The organism is Endozoicomonas sp. ALB032 (assembly GCF_049310125.1).
Lineage (GTDB): Bacteria > Pseudomonadota > Gammaproteobacteria > Pseudomonadales > Endozoicomonadaceae > Endozoicomonas_A.
This window is the reverse complement of the sequence record NZ_JBLYNW010000001.1, coordinates 3557697-3576051: the sequence shown is the minus strand read 5'-3', so window position 1 is coordinate 3576051 and position 18355 is coordinate 3557697. Positions and strand designations below refer to the sequence as shown.

16 protein-coding genes and 1 pseudogene are annotated in these 18355 nt (G+C 46.5%); 7 read left to right on the top strand and 10 right to left on the bottom strand.

Going from position 1 to position 18355, the window contains the following annotated elements:
* Nucleotides 1-68: 68 nt before the first annotated feature.
* The 5 genes from ACO6VG_RS13440 to ACO6VG_RS13420 all read left to right on the top strand — a co-directional run bounded on the left by ACO6VG_RS13440 (nucleotide 69) and on the right by ACO6VG_RS13420 (nucleotide 5492).
* Nucleotides 69-1448 (top strand): TatD family hydrolase, encoded by a 1380-nt coding sequence (locus ACO6VG_RS13440; protein WP_422408785.1) that lies wholly within the window; start codon nucleotides 69-71, stop codon nucleotides 1446-1448.
* A gap of 346 nt (nucleotides 1449-1794) precedes the next feature.
* On the top strand, nucleotides 1795-2340 hold the full coding sequence (locus ACO6VG_RS13435) for a hypothetical protein (RefSeq protein WP_422132752.1): 546 nt from the start codon (nucleotides 1795-1797) through the stop codon (nucleotides 2338-2340).
* Between the two features lie 311 nt (nucleotides 2341-2651).
* Nucleotides 2652-3197 carry a hypothetical protein gene (locus tag ACO6VG_RS13430; protein ID WP_422474315.1) on the top strand — a complete coding sequence of 182 codons (546 nt, stop codon included), beginning with the start codon at nucleotides 2652-2654 and terminating at the stop codon, nucleotides 3195-3197.
* A gap of 451 nt (nucleotides 3198-3648) precedes the next feature.
* The gene (locus ACO6VG_RS13425; RefSeq protein WP_422132751.1) at nucleotides 3649-3987 is read left to right on the top strand and encodes a hypothetical protein; all 339 of its coding nucleotides are present in this window, start codon (nucleotides 3649-3651) and stop codon (nucleotides 3985-3987) included.
* A gap of 242 nt (nucleotides 3988-4229) precedes the next feature.
* Nucleotides 4230-5492 carry an LPS O-antigen chain length determinant protein WzzB gene (locus ACO6VG_RS13420; RefSeq protein ID WP_422474313.1) on the top strand — a complete coding sequence of 421 codons (1263 nt, stop codon included), beginning with the start codon at nucleotides 4230-4232 and terminating at the stop codon, nucleotides 5490-5492.
* Nucleotides 5493-5496: 4 nt separating this feature from the next.
* Here the strand turns inward: ACO6VG_RS13420 and hslU are convergent, their stop codons facing one another.
* The 8 genes from hslU to ACO6VG_RS13380 form a co-directional block, all read right to left on the bottom strand.
* Nucleotides 5497-6837 carry an HslU--HslV peptidase ATPase subunit gene (hslU, locus tag ACO6VG_RS13415; protein WP_422132749.1) on the bottom strand — a complete coding sequence of 447 codons (1341 nt, stop codon included), beginning with the start codon at nucleotides 6835-6837 and terminating at the stop codon, nucleotides 5497-5499.
* Nucleotides 6838-6934: 97 nt separating this feature from the next.
* Nucleotides 6935-7483 (bottom strand): ATP-dependent protease subunit HslV, encoded by a 549-nt coding sequence (gene hslV, locus ACO6VG_RS13410; RefSeq protein WP_257255452.1) that lies wholly within the window; start codon nucleotides 7481-7483, stop codon nucleotides 6935-6937.
* A 411-nt stretch (nucleotides 7484-7894) separates the two neighbouring features.
* Nucleotides 7895-9997: a S9 family peptidase gene (locus ACO6VG_RS13405; RefSeq protein ID WP_422414107.1), complete on the bottom strand. Its 2103-nt coding sequence runs from the start codon at nucleotides 9995-9997 to the stop codon at nucleotides 7895-7897.
* Between the two features lie 71 nt (nucleotides 9998-10068).
* On the bottom strand, nucleotides 10069-10668 hold the full coding sequence (locus ACO6VG_RS13400) for an SPOR domain-containing protein (RefSeq protein ID WP_422442254.1): 600 nt from the start codon (nucleotides 10666-10668) through the stop codon (nucleotides 10069-10071).
* 48 nt (nucleotides 10669-10716) lie between these two features.
* Entirely contained in the window at nucleotides 10717-11088 is a 372-nt protein-coding gene (locus tag ACO6VG_RS13395) for a hypothetical protein (protein ID WP_422474311.1), read from the bottom strand.
* A 98-nt stretch (nucleotides 11089-11186) separates the two neighbouring features.
* The gene (locus tag ACO6VG_RS13390; RefSeq protein WP_422412086.1) at nucleotides 11187-12317 is read right to left on the bottom strand and encodes a hypothetical protein; all 1131 of its coding nucleotides are present in this window, start codon (nucleotides 12315-12317) and stop codon (nucleotides 11187-11189) included.
* 342 nt (nucleotides 12318-12659) lie between these two features.
* Complete coding sequence (locus tag ACO6VG_RS13385) at nucleotides 12660-13724, bottom strand: hypothetical protein (RefSeq protein ID WP_422137348.1); 1065 nt, start codon at nucleotides 13722-13724, stop codon at nucleotides 12660-12662.
* Nucleotides 13725-13746: 22 nt separating this feature from the next.
* Entirely contained in the window at nucleotides 13747-14010 is a 264-nt protein-coding gene (locus tag ACO6VG_RS13380; RefSeq protein ID WP_422132743.1) for a hypothetical protein, read from the bottom strand.
* 114 nt (nucleotides 14011-14124) lie between these two features.
* Here ACO6VG_RS13380 and ACO6VG_RS13375 point away from each other — a divergent pair.
* A pseudogene (locus ACO6VG_RS13375) lies at nucleotides 14125-14691 on the top strand (trypsin-like serine protease); the annotation flags it as partial.
* A gap of 191 nt (nucleotides 14692-14882) precedes the next feature.
* Here the strand turns inward: ACO6VG_RS13375 and ACO6VG_RS13370 are convergent.
* Nucleotides 14883-15284, bottom strand: coding sequence for a hypothetical protein (locus ACO6VG_RS13370; protein ID WP_422412108.1), 402 nt, complete (start codon nucleotides 15282-15284; stop codon nucleotides 14883-14885).
* Here ACO6VG_RS13370 and leuS point away from each other — a divergent pair.
* Nucleotides 15273-17870, top strand: a complete 2598-nt coding sequence (gene leuS / locus ACO6VG_RS13365) for a leucine--tRNA ligase (protein WP_422476289.1) — start codon at nucleotides 15273-15275, stop codon at nucleotides 17868-17870. The two genes, ACO6VG_RS13370 and leuS, sit on opposite strands and share 12 nt — an antisense overlap.
* Before the next feature lie 66 nt (nucleotides 17871-17936).
* Here the strand turns inward: leuS and ACO6VG_RS13360 are convergent, their stop codons facing one another.
* Nucleotides 17937-18353, bottom strand: coding sequence for a response regulator (locus tag ACO6VG_RS13360; protein WP_422132742.1), 417 nt, complete (start codon nucleotides 18351-18353; stop codon nucleotides 17937-17939).
* Nucleotides 18354-18355: the final 2 nt, after the last annotated feature.

Below are 18355 nucleotides of genomic sequence, written 5' to 3'. Positions count from 1 at the left end.
GTTGAATGCCCTTCAACCCGATATCCTTGTAATCAAGGAGAATACTCATTTAATTGAAGGAGCTTAGTATGATTAACTCAAATAACACTACCGGCGCTGTCGGAGGTTCAAACCCAATCACGTCACAACCTGTTCAACCTCAACCGCAAGAGGCTGGAGAAGGTGCTTGTTTCGGTAGGACTGCCAGTACTGCTTTTAGCAGCAAAGGTACGCAATGGGCCGCAGACGAAGCGGATCTGAAAGTCTGGCAAGAAGGCCGTTCAAAGCCACGGAAAATGAAAAAAAAGAAGAAAGGCTCAGGTTCTGCTGACAAGCCTTCTTCAGGCGTTTTTCCCGTTGCATTCCGATACCTTGGCAACCCGAACTACCCTGCCGTTCAGGGTCAGCAGGTCATGGATAAGGGCCCGGAGTCCCGATATTGCCAGCGCTCAAGCGAGGCCGCAGCATCACCTGATGCGCCTGCCAGGGATGATGAAGCTTCTGGTTTCCAGTTAGCTGCCCGGCCAGAGTCGGGCAAGGTAAATCTGACTCGCCCGAGGTTCGGCAGGCCTCAATACACGACGCCACTTGTTGATATTGGAGCCAATCTCGTTAAAGACTGCTTTGACTTGCCCCAGGTTCTTGCAGAAGCCTCCCGGGCAGGGGTTGGTAGCATCATGATAACGGGCACTTCCATTTCTGCGTCGAAAAAGGCTCAGAAACTGGTGGATCAATGGTCGGAGCCATCGGCGAAAGCTGCTGAAGCTTGTGGATTTTCAGATTCCTCCCCATGCTCTTTGTACTATACAGTGGGGTGCCATCCACACGATGCCAAGAATTTCCACCGAGAAGGTGGCATACGGGAAATGAGAAAAATACTTAAACAGGGGGATCGTCACTGCATTGCGGTGGGTGAGTGTGGATTGGATTACGATCGCGAATGGTCGTTTCCTGATGTGCAACGAACCGTGTTCAGGAAACAATTGGAGCTGGCTGCAGAGCTGAAAAAACCACTGTTTTTGCATGAGCGACTTGCCCATGATGACTTCATCGGCATTCTGAAAGATCACATAAATCAGTTGCCTTCACCAGCCATGGCTTGCGTTCACTGCTTCACGGGTAACAGTGAGCAACTGCAGGCCTATCTTGATCTGGGCTGTTCCATCGGAATTACCGGTTATATCGGCGACAAACGTAACGAAGATCTGGTTAAGGCACTGCGCTCTGTTGGTTGGGAGACTCTGCGTGAGCGCCTGATGGTTGAGACCGATGCACCGTTTTTAGAGCCTTATCTGGTCATGCCAGAGCGGTTAGAAAATCGTCGGGGTGGCAGAAGAAGAAATGATAATGAACCGGCTAATCTGCCCTATGTGGTCCACGCGCTGAGCCAGGTGCTTGGCGTGGATGGCGAAGAGATTGCCGCTGCAACCACCGACAATGCCAGACGTATATTCTCCCTCGGTAACTGACGCAGTACTGTTATCCCACCTGCAATGAATCGGATTATTGACACCCTCCCCGCCGTAAAGAGGGTGTCGCAGATGGCAGCATCTCAACCGGCATGAACAGTCGTTGAGATTGTTTCAGAGCCTCGGGGATTTTTTGCTGCATGCTGAAAGTCTCTGCTGCAGTTAAATGACCGACTAAACGCGGTTTACAACAGAGTCCTTTTTTCTTGTTAGTTACGCTTACAACAATGTTATGAACTTTCAGTCTGAAACCCGTTCTAACCCATCGTAGGACATCAATATTGAATGCCCTTCAAACCAAAATCCTTGCAATCAAGGAATACTTATTTAATTCGAGGAACATAATATGAACGTAAATAATGGTAACATTAGCGGCGCTACCGGGTATTCACCCGCGCCACAAGCTCCGGAAAACACACCAGAAGGTACTTGTTTTGGGAGGAGTGTTATCGTCATTAATAAACATGACAATTTTGGTAACAGTGCGTCAATCTTAGAAGGAGGCGAAATAAAAGTCACCTTTAGCGTGGATGATATGATCACTTCAGCCGAATTAAGTGCCGATGACACCCGGGCGGTGGTTAACACTCGTGATGGAGTGGCGAGCACCTACGTTAAGTCTGCTGATAGCTTCTGGTTCTTACAGGATCATATCACTCCAGACAACTTAAGTGCCGATGGCAACCGGGCGGTGATTAACAATCGCGATGGAGTGGCGAAAATCTACGTTAAGGATGCTGAAGGAGTATGGTTCTTACAGGATTCGATCGCTCCAGCCGACTTAAGGGACGATGGCACCCGAGCGGAGATCACCACTGATGGAGTGGCGAAAACCTACGCTAAGGATGATGATGGGTTATGGTTCTTACAAGACACTTCTATGGAGAGGTGATCAACTACGCTTCTTCAGTGCGGTGACTGCCATCAGTGCACTGCAAGTAGCGACAAAACGTTGAAAATCACTGAACTAAGAAGGGATTGTTCAATAGCCTCCGGCTGAGTCGGAGGCGTATTTCGTTAAATGACTGACTCAAAAAAGCTTACATCAGAGTCCTGTTTTCTTGTTAGTTATGCTGACAACAATGTTATGAACTTTCAACCAGAAACCCGTTCTAACCCATCAAAGGACATCAATGTTGAATGCCCTTCAAACCGAAATCCTTGCAATCAAGGAAAATACCTATTTAATTCGAGGAACATAATATGAACGTAAATAATGGTAACATTAGCGGCGCTACTGGGTATTCACCCGCACCACAAGCTCCGGAAAACACACCAGAAGGTACCTGTTTTGGGAAGAGTGTTATCGTCATGGATGCTGAGAGTTTTCATCGCAGTGCGTCAATCTATGATGCTGAAGGTGAAAAGAAAGCCATCTTTAGCATGCGTGACCAGATCACTTCAGCCAAGTTAAGTACCGATGACTCCCGGGCGGTGGTTAACACTCGCGATGGAGTGGCGAGCACCTACGTTAAGTCTGCTGATAGCAGCTGGTTCTTACAGGATCATATCACTCCAGACAACTTAAGTGCCGATGGCAACCGGGCGGTGATTAACAATCGCGATGGAGTGGCGAAAATCTACGTTAAGGATGCTGAAGGAGTATGGTTCTTACAGGATTCGATTGCTCCAGCCGACTTAAGGGACGATGGCACCCGAGCGGAGATCACCACTGATGGAGTGGCGAAAACCTACGTTAAGAATGCTGATGGGTTATGGTTCTTACAAGACACTTCTATGGAGAGGTGATCAACTACGCTTCTTCAGTGCGGTGACTGCCACCTGTTTACTGCAAGTGGCGAAAAACGTTGAAAATCACTGAACTAAGAAGGGATTGTTCGATGGCCTCCGGCTGAGTCGGAGGCGTATTTTGTCCATAATGGCTGTGACCCTGCAGACGGCAGCATATCGACCATGATGCAGCTCTTTGGAGCCTTTCGGACTAAAGCCTCCATAGCGAGGATTCATTCAGAGCTTCGGGGGTTATTTGCTGCATACTCAAAATCTCTACTTCAGCAAAATGACAGGCTCAACGCGGTTTATCAGGGTCCTGTTTTCTTGTTAGTTACGCTGCCATCCATGTTATGAACTTTCAATCTGAAACCCGTTCTAACCTATCATAGGACATCAGTATTGAATGTCCTTCAAACCAAAGCCCTTGCAATCAAGGATGATACTTATTTAATTAGAGGAACTTAATATGCATAACGTAAATAATAACACCACTACCGGCGCTTTTGGGTTTTCAGAGTCAACCTCACAACAAGCTCCGCAAAACGCACAACAAGGTGCTTTCGGCCCAAGGGCTGCTATCGGTACTGGCATTTATGACAACAGCGTGACAATCTATTGTCCGCGCGCCGATGGATCAGAGGAAGCAAAAGCTACCATTTATCTTAAGGATCGGGTCGTTGCAGCTGCAGTAAAAACCGGTGATAGCGACCACCCGTGGTTAGACACCAGTGGCACCCGGGTAAAAGTTGCCACTGCCGATTGGTGGAGAATCTACCTTTTGAGAGACGATGGGACTTGGAGATAGCCGTGACCAACTCTGCTACTTTCAGTGCCGGTGACTGCCATTTGTGCACTGCAAGTAGCCACAAAACGTTGAAAATCGCTTAACTACGAAGGGATTGTTCAATGGCCTACTGGGCAGACGAAATACCCTCGCGACCGGAAGTGCTCACCAGAAAAATTTCGCTACTCATCTTTGAAGCGTCTCGTAACAGCCATTGCGCATTATAAAAACAATCAAATACCGAGCTTTACCTGCAAGTGTCTTTGCCTGATCAACATAAAATCACAGGAGACATTAACCCTTTTATTCTGGATAATGTTGCAGCATTAAATTTACAACGAATAAATACGCTCAAGGATTTTATCCCAGGTATGAATAACCTACAGACCCCAAATCAGTTATACCATGACCCTTATCCTGACGATGAAATTGACCTTTTTGAACTTGCAGAGAAACTGTTTGCCCAGAAATGGCTGATTATAGTGATTACCACGCTGGCAACAGCCATTGCTGTGATTGCTGCCTTTAAGCTTCCTGTAAGCTACACGACCGAGGCTGTCTTAAATGAATCTTCCCCGGCAAATATTGCGGCTTGGAACAGTAACGTTTTCCTGATTGCCTCAAATGGTGAAAGCAAGGACTCCGAGCATCTGACCACTGAAGAAGCCTATCAGCTGTACCTGAAGTATTTAACCAGCCCTGCCGCAAGACGTTACGCATTCCAGAAGTCGTCTCTTGCAAACACTGCTTCCGATAATAGCTCAACGCCTGATCAAAAAATGCTCGCAGCACAATACAAAGCATTTTCTGATAACTTAGCTATCACAACGGGCAAGAATGATAATCGGACGAACATTCGATACAGCTCTTCAAACCCTGAAGAATCAGCATCGATCATTAATGAAGTTCTTTTGCCCTATGCTCAGGAACGGTTCGTAAAGAATATGCATGAGAACTTTCATGCACAGGTTGAAATAACGAAAAAGCAGATAAAAAGTCATATTGATCGTCTGGAATCAAACTTCATCTCTTATAACAGACTGCGCCTGACAGAATTGAAGGAAGCCTTAGCCCAGGCTCAAGCCGCCGGAATTACGGAACTCCAGACCAGTCAAGTGAATGCAACCATTATTGATGGAGCTACTTACTTACTGGGTGAAAAGCTTCTGAAGTCAGGGGTTGATGCGGTCAGCAGCAGAATTGAGAAGTATCGCTTTTACAGCAGGCCCAATGCAGAAGATAGCGCAGAAAAACCCTACATCAGAGGTGTATCCAGTCGTGTTTACCAGCTCGAACAATTAGAAAAACTGGACCCGGACTTTTCTACCATGATTCCTGCCAAAATAGAGCAACCTGCGATCGTGCCAGTTTCACCTTCTAAACCCAATAAAAAGCTTATCGTCGTTTTAGGAGCTATGTTAGGGCTGATGGCTGGCGTCTTTCTTGCCCTGATCAGGATAGCGCTGAAAAACAGAGAAGAGAAAAAGCGAACTGCCGACCACAACTCTCTGAGCATGGTCGGCTAGAATATCAGAGAATATAGCGACTCAGGTCTTCGTCCTGAACCAGCTCGCCCAGATGCTCGTTAACATAAGCGGCATCGATCAGCAGCGGTGATTCGCTGTGTTTCAGGGAGAGGTCTGCTGCACTGTAGGAGATCTCTTCCAGCAAACGCTCAATCACGGTGTGCAGACGACGGGCACCGATATTTTCGGTGTTCTCGTTGACTGTCCAGGCCACTTCCGCAATACGGGCAATACCATCTTCAGCAAAAGAAATATTGAGTTCTTCTGTTTTCATCAGCGCCTGATATTGCCTCGTCAGGGAAGCATTAGGCTCAGTCAGAATACGAACAAAGTCTTTAGTGGTAAGTGCCTTCAACTCAACACGAATAGGCAGACGACCCTGCAGCTCTGGAATGAGATCAGATGGCTTGGCGAGGTGAAATGCACCGGAAGCCATGAACAGAATGTGATCCGTTTTGATCATGCCGTACTTGGTGGAAACGGTGCAGCCTTCGATCAGTGGCAACAAGTCCCGCTGAACACCTTCACGGGAAACATCCGCGTTGGAGCCGGAAGAACGCCTGGCCACCTTATCAATTTCATCGATGAAGACAATGCCATTCTGTTCAACAGACTCAATCGCTCTGGTTTTCAGTTCGTCTTCATTGACCAGTTTTGCAGCTTCTTCGTCCTGAACCAGTTTCAGAGCGTCCTTGACTTTCAGCTTGCGTTTTTTCTGCTTGCCGGCATTCAGATTCGAGAACATATTCTGCAGTTGGCTGGTCATTTCCTCCATGCCGGGAGGTGCCATTATTTCCACACCCATGGCCGCTTCGCGAACATCGATCTCGATCTCTTTCTCATCCAGCTGGCCTTCACGCAGCTTTTTGCGAAACACCTGACGGGTTGAATTATCCTGAGGCTTTTCGGACTCTTCCGAGAAGGAACGGGGAGGAGGCAGCAGGGCGTCGAGTATCCGCTCTTCTGTGGCATCAAGAGCACGATCTTTTACTCTCTCAACTTCCTGCTCACGCAGCATTTTTATAGCCGCATCCATCAGATCTCTGATGATGGATTCTACGTCACGGCCAACATAACCCACTTCTGTAAACTTGGTTGCCTCAACCTTGATAAAAGGGGCATTAGCCAGTTTGGCCAGACGACGAGCGACTTCAGTCTTACCAACACCGGTAGGACCAATCATCAGAATATTCTTGGGGGTAATTTCATTTCGCAGCTCTTCATCCAGCTGCATGCGACGCCAGCGATTGCGAAGAGCAATGGCTACAGCACGTTTGGCATCATCCTGGCCAATAATATGTTTATTCAGTTCGTGAACGATTTCACGAGGGGTCATATTTGACATGTCACAGACTCTGTTAACGAAAGATCAGTAAATTCACCATTTAAACACTGTCAGCGAGAAGCCGGATTGTAACCGATTTCTGCTTTCGGCCTTCTGGTCAGGACTGCTCAATCTTGATTTCTTCGATAACCCGGTTCTGGTTGGTATAGACGCAGACATCTGCGGCTATTTCCAGACTTTTCTCAACGATATCTTTCGCACCCAGGTCAGTATTCTGGTAGAGCGCTTTGGCAGCAGACTGAGCAAAGAATCCACCCGAGCCAATGGCCAGAATGCCATCGTCAGTGACCATAACGTCACCATTGCCGGTAATGACCAGAGATGCTTTGGCGTCTGCCACAATCAACATGGCCTCCAGACGCTGCAATGTTCTGTCGGTACGCCATTCTTTCGCCAGTTCAACGGCTGCTTTTTCCAGACGCCCATGATGCTTTTCCAACTGGGCTTCAAAACGTTCGAAAAGAGTAAATGCGTCTGCTGTACCACCTGCAAAGCCTGCTATAACCTTGCCTTTGAACAGGCGACGCACCTTATGGGCATTGCCCTTGATGACGGCATTACCCAGTGAAACCTGACCATCACCCCCTACGACCACACTATCGTTTCGACGAACGGACAGAATGGTGGTGCCGCGATACTGTTCCAAGGTGGGCTCCTTTTAGCATTTTGCTTGATTCGTCGATTAATATTGGGGGCGAGACAGAATTATCAAGGGGGCGGCAGGGAAAAACTTTCCATACCGCATAACGCGCTCCTGACCAGTGGGTTATCCGCCTGATTTTTCGCATTAGAAAATTTCGAAATTAACCCCATGGTAACACTTAATAGTGTTTCCGCGCCTGACAGTCCGTTAAGTACTCAGCCATACGGAATCGAATATTTCTGGCTTATTGGGCAGGTGCTCTGCAAGGTGCAACGATGGGAACATAGCAAGCTATGTGACCAGAGTTGCAACGCATCACGACTGTATGGATGCAGGAGCTAGAGCAACGCAGGAGCAGTTGCCGCGAGTGCCTGAACAATGAGTCAGAAAATATGATTTCGTATGGTTGAGTACTTACATCCTATCAAAACATTTCAGGATAAAGGCGTAATCAAATGCAATCTCCTCTATCCATTCGTAACGCTTGCTGGCACCGGCATGACCCGCATGCATTTTCATATTGAGGATCAGGGGGTTATCGTCGGTTTTCAAGGCTCTTAGTTTGGCCACCATTTTGGTGGGTTCCCAATAAGTGACCTGCTCATCGGATATCCCCGAGTTGTAAAGCGTAGGCGGATAGTCCTTTGCTTCTATGTTGTCATAGGGCGAATAACCTGAGATGTAATCAAAGTCTTCTTTGCTGGTGATCGGGTTACCCCACTCTTCCCATTCTGGCGCAGTCAGGGGCAAAGACGCATCACTGATGGTATTGATCACATCGACAAAAGCCACATCGGCAACAACACAACCAAACAGGTCGGGTCTCATATTGGTCACGGCTGCCATCAGCAGACCGCCCGCACTGCCACCATTGATAGCAATATTACCCCGGGCCGTATAGCCACGACGAACCAGGTACTCACAGCAATCAATGAAATCATTAAAGGTATTCATTTTGTGCTGCATTTTGCCATTGAGATACCAGCTATACCCCTTGTCATCCCCGCCCCTGACATGTGCAATGGCATAGACAAAGCCGCGATCAATCAAACTGAATTTAGGCGAAGAAAAACCTGCCGGCATTCCATAGCCATAAGAACCATAGGCATACACCATGGCCTTGTTACTTCCATCCAGCTTCGTTCCTTTTTTGCAGATAATGGTCAGTGGCACCTGTTCACCATCTCGAGCCATGGCAAACTCTCTCTTCACTTCATAAAGCGCGGCATTAAAGTTGGGAACATCCTTGCGATAAACCTCTGTCAAAGCACCATTTTCCAGATTCAACTCAAACACCGTGTTTGGCGATACAGGTGAATCGTAGTCTAACCTGACAACGGTTGCCTGATGATCCCAGTCACCATAAAAATCCAGACAATAAGCCTCATCCGGCATTGAGATGATTGAGAGAGTTCCGGAATCCATATCCATCACAGCCACTTCATCCAGTACTGTCTGGTTATTCTTGCGCTCAACGATCAGAAAGTGGCTATAGAAATGGATACCGCCCAGGCACAGGTTCTTCTGCTCAGGCAGAAACTCCTGCCAGTTTTCCTGGGGCCACTTTTCCTGAGCAATCGTCATTTCAGAAGCTGCCGGACACTTCATAACTTTGAAGTCGTTGGCTCCATCCTGATTGGTCAGAATGTAGAAGTCGCCCCTGTAATGTTCCAGAGAGAAAGAGACATCGTTCTCGCCCACAGCAAACTTTTCAAACTGATCTGAATCCCGTCCAGCCAAATACACGACATGCGTCGAACCACTATCCAGATGAATCATGAAATACTCACGATCATTGGTTCGTGATAATGACAAAAACATGCTGTCGTATTCTTCAGGCTTGGAAAAGATTAACTCTTTTTCAGCAACACCTTTATGGATATGGACTTTGTATACATCACGACCACGACCTGACTCATCCCGCTCAACAATGTACAGATGCTCATTGCCGTGCCAGAGAAAAGACCCGGTACTGTTTGCAAACTCCCAATCCAGATCCTGTCCTGTCTCCAGATCTCGAACCCGAATAGTCCTCTCCATTGAACCGGTCAGATTGAAGCTGTAGGCAAAATGAGTCTGCTTAAGGTTGGTGCCTGAAGCACCGAAGATATAAAGCTCTTTACATTCTGCTTCCCTGTTTATGTCAAAGTAGACTTCTTCAGGCGCTTCTCTTGAGCCCTGCTTGCGACAGAGAATCGAATAATCCTTGCCTTTTTCTTCTCTTGAGTAATAGAAAAAACCACCTTCTTTGACCGGCCAGGATTCATCGTCTTCCCTGATACGGGAAAGAACTTCACCGTAGAGAGTTTCTTCAACATCCTTGTAGCCTTTCATAAACTCATCTTTGTAGGCGTTTTCAGACTGGATGTATTCAAGAACCGCCGGATTATCAAAATCCAGATCACCGGCAATAAACTTCTGCCAGTTTTTATCTCTCAGCCAGTGGTAGTCATCAACCCTGCTGGTACCATGTTGAACGATCTCGTGGGCTATTTTTTGGGCTACCGGTGCTTTCATACTTATCACCTGATTCATTTTTCTTCGCTTATGGCACTTTATCATTCGGGAGTATAAGTGGGTGAATCCAGCTATTTCATTCTCAACAACAGACCATCAATCTTGAAATCAGCCAGCACCTGCTTTGCCTGATCAATACTTTCTGATGTATCAAAAGGCCCCAGCTGCACCCTGTGCCACGACTCCCCTGCACCCACGGTTACCTTGACGACCCTGGGTTCCTGACCTGCCAAAAGCAACTGCGCCCTCAGACGATCGGCGTCTTTGGCACTTCGAAATGAACCAGCCTGCAACAAATACTTCACACCGGGCTTAGTAGCTCTTTTCGCTTCAGGCACGGATTTGGAGCCAGTTTTTTCACTGACACTGACTGCAGGTGGCGACTGGCGTTCAATCGGTTCAGGCAGAATCACTTCCTGCTCGGGCAGCACGGTATAAAAATCGAAGACCGGCTCCGGGCGTTCCTTACCCGACTGAGCCGTTTCAGCTGTCTCCATAGGAGCATTAACGGAAACAGGAGCCGGTGTCAGCTTGATCAGGAAAGCCACAAAAAAGCCTGCCGCAAAACCGGTTACCAGCCACATCCAGCCTGGCAGTTTCGACTGTTGATTGGATTTCTTTTTCGAAGCGGCCTTGCTGGCGCCTCTTCTTGTTGGAGTACGGGTGCTCATATGCCTGATGCAAAATCTGTTTCAAGAGAAAAAACAAGAAACTCATCGTCACTCATGAACCGGATTTTTGCACAATATCCTTTTTAACAAGACGACTTTAACGAACAGGATCATATTACCACGGTTCCCCATAGTTACCACGAAGTCACGACACCTTGTGACTTTACATCCGGTCCTGGTGGCCAATCCCGAGCTGAAAAGGGCCATCTCAGACCGGTGATTACATTCCGCCGTAAATCCATGCACTGTACTGTCGCAGAAATGCACTTCATGAACCTCTTTGGTTTCAATCAGTTGTTGTCTTCTATTTCCATCTCCCCAGATTTCTATACGACTGCCTTCCAATTGCCTGGAATGCTCCAAATAGACAGTGCTTTTTGAAGATTGATTGGTTTTGTGTAACTTCAGGTTTTTCAGCATAACCATGTCACCACTGACATGAACACAAGGAATACAAATCAGATAACTCTGGTTTTCCACGCATTGTTTATTTGTTTCTATGACTTAGACGACCACATTTATTCTGTATTTCCTTCTATGTGAGCGGTTGGATACCTTCTCTGAAGGCATTCTGGAACAAAATATTCACTTAACTTGTCCTCCTTATCAGTTTTTTTTGGAAAATAACTGATTTTATCATTGATACACCAAGGAACATTAGAATGAAATATGCCGGTCATTTGTCGGTCAGAAGCGTTATTTTTATAGGTAATGATCGCGTGAACCTCACCATAACGACGTTTTACCCATAATGGGACCTGGATCTCATCAAAAGCGGGGTCATGGGATGCGGATGGTTCAGTTTTTATATTTTCAAAACTCAATTTGGCAGCGAACATTCCATAATCTTCATAAACGATAAAAATCCCCGGGGTAACTCCAGATTGCCAAGACTGTGAATGTTTAACAGGGTAGGTAAAGTTCGAATACGACACAATACGACTGTTTTCATGCAAAATCAGTGTGCATTCTGATGGGAATCCATGCACAGTACTGTCGCTGAATTGCACTTTAAAAACCTCCCTGGTTGCAACCACTGGATGCTCTTTATTCCCATCATTCCAGATTTCAATCTGGCTGACTTCCAGTTTTTTGGAGTGCTCCACATAAATAGGGCTTTCAATAGACTCACCCGTTTTGTGTAACCTGAGGTTCTTCAGCGTAACCTCGTCACTCTTGGCATGGATAAAGTGATTAAGATTACCGTAAAAATTAGCAAAGCTGCCACCGGCATCCAGTTCAAACCCATCGAGATACAGCAATTGGGTGTCTGAAGCCCGAATAAACTCATCAACACCGTTGGAAAATATTGTCCCCGCTAATGACACAGTTGGATACTTGCCATCAGTGGCAATACCAACAATACCCACATTGACAGCTCTGCCTGACACGGTAATCGGATCATACAGAGCAAAATCACTGGCTACAATATGCAGAGTATTTCGGGATTTCAGATTACCCCTCAGACTTCTGACCGGATTGTCATGGAAAACAACATTAGTAAAAACACCCGGAAATGCTTTTAAAACCTCTTCACAACGAGCCTGAACATCAGCTCTGGGGTGAGTGCAACAATATCCGGCATTTATCCACAAAGCGGACAATATTATTGGAAATCGGTATAACCAGATCTGCAATACTGAAAACATATCTATTTCCGTTAAAAATAGTTAGCATTAGCAAAAGCTGAATCATGTAAGTACCTGGCCAGTTGGTTTCGCATATTCTGGCGAGTGGATTTTTTCATCCTTCAAGGCGCAATGACGGGCGCGTAGCCGTAGCTACGCAACCAGAGTTGGAACGCAGAAGGGTGGAAAAAGCCGCCGTCCAGAATATGTGAAACCAACTGGTTAGGTACTTATAATGGTCAAACAATTCAAAAATTCAATTCAGAAACATTCCGTCAGGTGAACCACCCTCAGGCAAATAAGTCAAATGCTAAGGCGACAAACAGACTTAAATGAAAAATCACAATAAGAGCAGGCATTATCTTAGAGTTCTCGCTCGCTAATATTTAATAGTTTATCTAATGATATTCGCAACTCTATTAATTCTTTATTCCCTTTTATAGAAGCTGATGGATACTTTCTATGAAGGCATTTTGGAACAAAATCTTCTTTTAAAAATGCCTCATATTGAGGTGTTTTCAGGATAGGTATGGCTGCAGCATCTCCCTTCCAATGAACATCAGTAAGAAACATGAGAGTATTTGCCCGGTCAAACGTGTTATTTTTATAGGTAACGCTCGCGTGAACCTGATCAGGACCATTTACCCATAAAGGAACCTGAACCCAGTCAAGATCGGGATCATGATATGAGGGCGGATCGGTTCTTATATTTTCGAAACTCAAATTGGCACTGAATTTTTCAGGATCTTTATAAACGATAGAAATTCCCGGGTAAGCAAACACATACGAAAAACGTTCTTGTTTAATGGGTAAGGCAACATTTAAATACGACACCTGATAACTGTTTTCATGCAAAATCAGTGTGCATTCTGATGGGTAGCCATGCACCGTACTGTCACTCAAGTACACTTCATCAACCTTTCTGGTTTCAAGCAATGGTGGTTCTCTGTACCCATCTGTCCAGATTTCTAAATGGCTGACTTCCAGTATTTTGGAGTGCTCCACATAGATAGCGCTATCAATAGATTCATCAGCTTTGTGTAACTTGAGATTCTTCAGTGTAACTCTATCATTACTGGCATGAATAAAATGGTTAAGATTGCCGTAAAAATTAGCAAAGCTGCCACCGGCATCCAGTTCAAACCCATCGAGATACAATAACCTGAAGTCTGAAACTCGAATGAACGCATCAACGCCATGGGATAACATTGGTCCTGTCAATGACAATGTTGGATATTTGCCATCAGTGGCAACACCAATAATCCCCACATTGACGAAATAACCTGATACGGTAATCGGAGCATCCAGGGCATAATCACTGGTTACAATATGCAGAGTATTTCGGGTTTTCAGAATGCCCCTCAGACTCACAGCCGGATCGTCATGAAAAACAAAACGAGTAAAAATACCCGGATTTGCTTTTAACACCTCTTCACAACGAGCCTGAACTTCAGCTCTGGGGTGAGTACAAGAGTATCCAGAATCTATCCACAAAGCAGCCAATATTACCGGGAATCCGGATAACCAGATCTTCAATACTGAAAACATATCTACTTCCATCAATAATGGTTAATAAGAGCAAGACCTGAGTCAGCTGTAATGTTAGTAGCTCCAGAAATGTCCAGTTGTCAGCCGCTGTGTATGCAACACCCACATAAGTCGCATCAGGATAACGCGCTTTTATCTTATGAACTTCCAATGAAAAACGCTTCATGAACGTTTGCTTGCCACACTCAGGTGCTGCTGCGCAATAAAGATAGCAATTGCAGAACAAGCAAAATATGCTAATTTCGTAAGCAACTTTCATAGATTCAGGAGAGCTGAATCCGTGCATGCAAACAAAAACGCAATCTTAACTCTGTTTTTTTACACCTTTATATTCAAAGATGTTTTTGCCGCATCATTGGATAGAGTTGAACGATATGTGCCATCATCAGTAGTGCCCATTGACACATATCCATGGATTGCCTTCTCATCCTCCCCCTCATCATTATGTACAGCAGTACTAATATCTGACATTCATCTGTTGACTGCAGCCCATTGTGTAAGTTCATTAAGCGAAAATGATAGTCTACGACTTTTTTTCTTTAATAAAGCTCATGCTCCAGTTAGAGAGGCTGTTAGATATATCAAGCACCCTGATTACAGACATCCGAACACAATACACGACATTGCAATCATTGAACTGGAGGATTCAGTGAACATAGCACCTCCAAAAATGCAATTAAATGCAACATGCCCTGATCTCCGGGAAGTTGCGCCCCATCCAATGGCTGCTGGTTATGCAGGTAAAAAAATATTACGATCAGCTTCTTTATATTGGCCCTTTAAATGTCGAACCGACGTCTATCGACTTTGGTATAGGGGTACATCGCAGAATGGCGACTCAGGAGGACCTTTGTTTTATTTTCGGAACAACGAGACTTATGTATTAGGAATACATCATTCTTCTGTCAACATCTCGTTTTTAGCGGGTGCAATCTTTCAGAATAAAGTATCTCTGTCTTTCAATCATGAATTCATCAGTGACTCAATTGCGTTAGAAGAAGTGTATCAGGCGCATTCTGGCACCTGGTTTATTTCTGGTCATTCACTTATTTTAGAAAACTGGAGTAAGTTAGCTACATCCAGTACACCCACTTCATCCAATATATCTACTTCAACCGATACATCTACTTCACCCAATACATCCAGTTCATCCAATACATCGACCAGGTCCACCTCAAATACTTCATCCAGTACATCATCAAACTCACATTTTGTTGCCCTGCCTGCTCTGTTGTACATTGTTCTACAAGCCCCATAACAAAAAATTCCAGAAGCGCTACCCCCGCTGCCCTCACTCATGTATGCTTCGCAGGTTATACTGAACACCCGTGTTCTTCTCCGCTCTGCAATTAAAAATTTGTACATTTTGCAAATTTTTAATTGCAGAGTTTGAAACCCTTTAAATCCAGATTCTCGCAAAGAGCCATGATGGAAGAGCATTACCAGCCGCACAAGATTGAGACAGAAGCCCAGAAATACTGGGAAGAGAATGACAGTTTTGCTGTCAGTGAAGAGGCCGGCAAGGAAAAGTACTATTGTCTGTCCATGTTCCCTTACCCCAGCGGCCGACTGCATATGGGCCACGTTCGCAACTACACCATTGGCGACGTGGTCTCCCGTTATCAACGTATGCAGGGTAAAAACGTCCTGCAACCCATGGGTTGGGACGCCTTCGGTCTACCGGCAGAAAACGCCGCTATCAAAAACAAAACCGCTCCAGCTCCATGGACTTACGAAAACATTGACTACATGAAAGGTCAGCTCAAGCGTCTTGGCTTCGGTTATGACTGGAACCGCGAGCTGACCACCTGCAAACCGGACTACTACAAGTGGGAACAGTGGTTCTTCACCCAACTGTACGAAAAGGGTCTGGTCTACAAGAAGATGTCTTCTGTGAACTGGTGCCCTAACGACGCTACCGTACTGGCCAACGAACAGGTAGAAAATGGCCGTTGCTGGCGTTGCGACACTCTGGTGGAGCGTAAAGAGCTGCCCCAGTGGTTTGTGAAAATCACGGCTTACGCTGACGAACTGCTGGCTGATCTGGATCAGCTGGAAGACTGGCCTGATCAGGTTAAAGCCATGCAGCGCAACTGGATTGGTCGCTCCGAAGGTGTTCAGATGACCTTCAAAGTGGCCAATCCCGTTGCCGGATCACCGGAAGCATTCCAGATCTACACCACACGCCCGGACACGCTGATGGGTGTGACTTACGTGGGCGTTGCTGCAGAGCATCCTATTGCCAAAGCTGCGGCTGCTAATAATCCGAAACTGGCCGCTTTCATTGCAGAATGTAAGTCCAACGGTGTCACCGAGGCAGAAATGGCCACCATGGAAAAAGTGGGTGTCGATACCGGTATTCGAGCCATTCACCCAATGACGGGTAAAGAAGTACCTGTCTGGGCTGCCAACTTTGTATTGATGGATTACGGCACCGGCGCTGTTATGGCGGTACCCGGTCATGATCAGCGTGACTACGAATTTGCTACCCGCTTTGAACTGGCTATCGAACAAGTCATCGAGCCCGCAAACGGCGAAGAGTGTGACCTGTCCAAAGAAGCGTTCACTGAAAAAGGCAAGCTGATCAACTCCGGGGAATTTGACGGCCTGACTTCTCAGGAAGCATTCAATGCAATTGCCGACAAGCTGATTGCTTTGGGCCAAGGTGAAAAGCAGGTTAACTACCGTCTGCGTGACTGGGGAGTCAGTCGTCAGCGTTACTGGGGAGCTCCGATTCCCATGTGTTATCTGGAAGATGGCACTGAAGTCACAGTCCCTTTGGAAGATCTTCCGGTTCTGCTGCCTGAAAATGTTGAGATGGATGGTGTTCACTCACCCATCAAGGCCGATCCTGAGTGGGCTAAAACCACCCATAACGGCCAGACAGCAACCCGTGAAACCGATACCTTCGATACGTTCATGGAGTCCAGCTGGTACTACGCTCGTTATTGCTCTCCTAAGACTGACGAACAAATGCTGGACCCGGCGGCTGCCAACTACTGGCTGCCTGTCGATCAATACATTGGTGGTATTGAACATGCCGTTATGCATCTGCTTTACTCCCGTTTTTTCCACAAACTGCTTCGTGATGCCGGCCTGGTTGACAGTGACGAACCCTTCAAAAAGCTGCTCTGTCAGGGCATGGTTCTGGCTGATACCTTTTACAAGCTGGACGATAAGGGCCTGAAGCACTGGATTGCACCAAACGAAGTAGACTTTGAACTGGACGACAAAGGTCGATTGATCAAAGCCACCCTGAAGGAAACCGGTGAAACCGTTGAGCATGCGGGCATGAGCAAAATGTCCAAATCCAAAAACAACGGTATTGATCCACAGGAACTGATCGATAAGTACGGTGCCGACACTATCCGTCTGTACACCATGTTTGCTGCACCTCCCGAGCAGACCCTGGAATGGTCCGAAAGCGCTGTTGAAGGCGCTCACCGCTTCCTGCGTCGTTTCTGGAAACAGGTTTCTGAACATCTGGCTTCCGGAGATGTACCTGCTTTGGACAGCAAGGCTTTGAGCAAGGAACAGAAAGACCTGCGTCGTAAAACTCACGAAACTATCAAAAAGGTTTCCGATGATTGCGAACGTCGTCTGACTTTTAACACCGCTATTGCTGCCATCATGGAATTGAACAACGCGATTGCCCGGTTCCGGGACAACAGTGATCAGGCTCGTGCCGTTCTTCGTGAAGCCCTGGAGGCCTCCACTCTGATGTTAGCACCTATTGCTCCTCACGCTATGCACAGCGTCTGGAATGCCCTGGGTCATGCAGAGCCTGTGGTTCAGGCTGGCTGGCCTGCGGTGGATGAGTCTGCCCTGGAGAAAGACGCCATCACCATGGTGGTTCAGGTCAACGGCAAAGTTCGTGCAAAGTTGGAAGTTCCAGCCGACATGGATAAAAGTGCGATTGAAAAGCTGGCGCTTGAGCAGGAAAATGTAACCAAGTTTACTGAAGGAAAGACTGTTCGCAAGGTGATTGTAGTACCCGGCAAACTGGTTAATATCGTTGCCAATTGATCGGTTAACGCCAGCCCCCTGTCAAAAAGGCCAGCATTTTTGCTGGCCTTTTTCCTGAGACGTCATTCAGCCGAGATAATCGACCAGGGTTTGAAATAAATAATCACGCTCAATAGGCTTGGTTAAGTAGTCGTCCATGCCTCTGGATAAGGCTTTATTTTTTAACTCGTCAATAGCATGAGCACTGAGACCAATAATAGTATGCTCTTCTATTCCGGCCTCCTGTTCAAACTCCCGGATTGCTTCGGTGGCAGTGTAACCATCCATGACGGGCATTTCACAGTCCATCAGAATCAGGTCCCAGCTCTCCGGATCACTCTTGCAGTATTCCAGAGCTTCCTGACCGTTTTCTGCGAAAACCGGCTCAATATTGACTTTCTTGAGTAACTTCTTCAGCACCAGTTGATTGGCGGGATTATCTTCAGCCACCAGCACTTTCTTGTTCTCCAGCACACCGGACTCAACGATTTGGTAAACGTCCATGA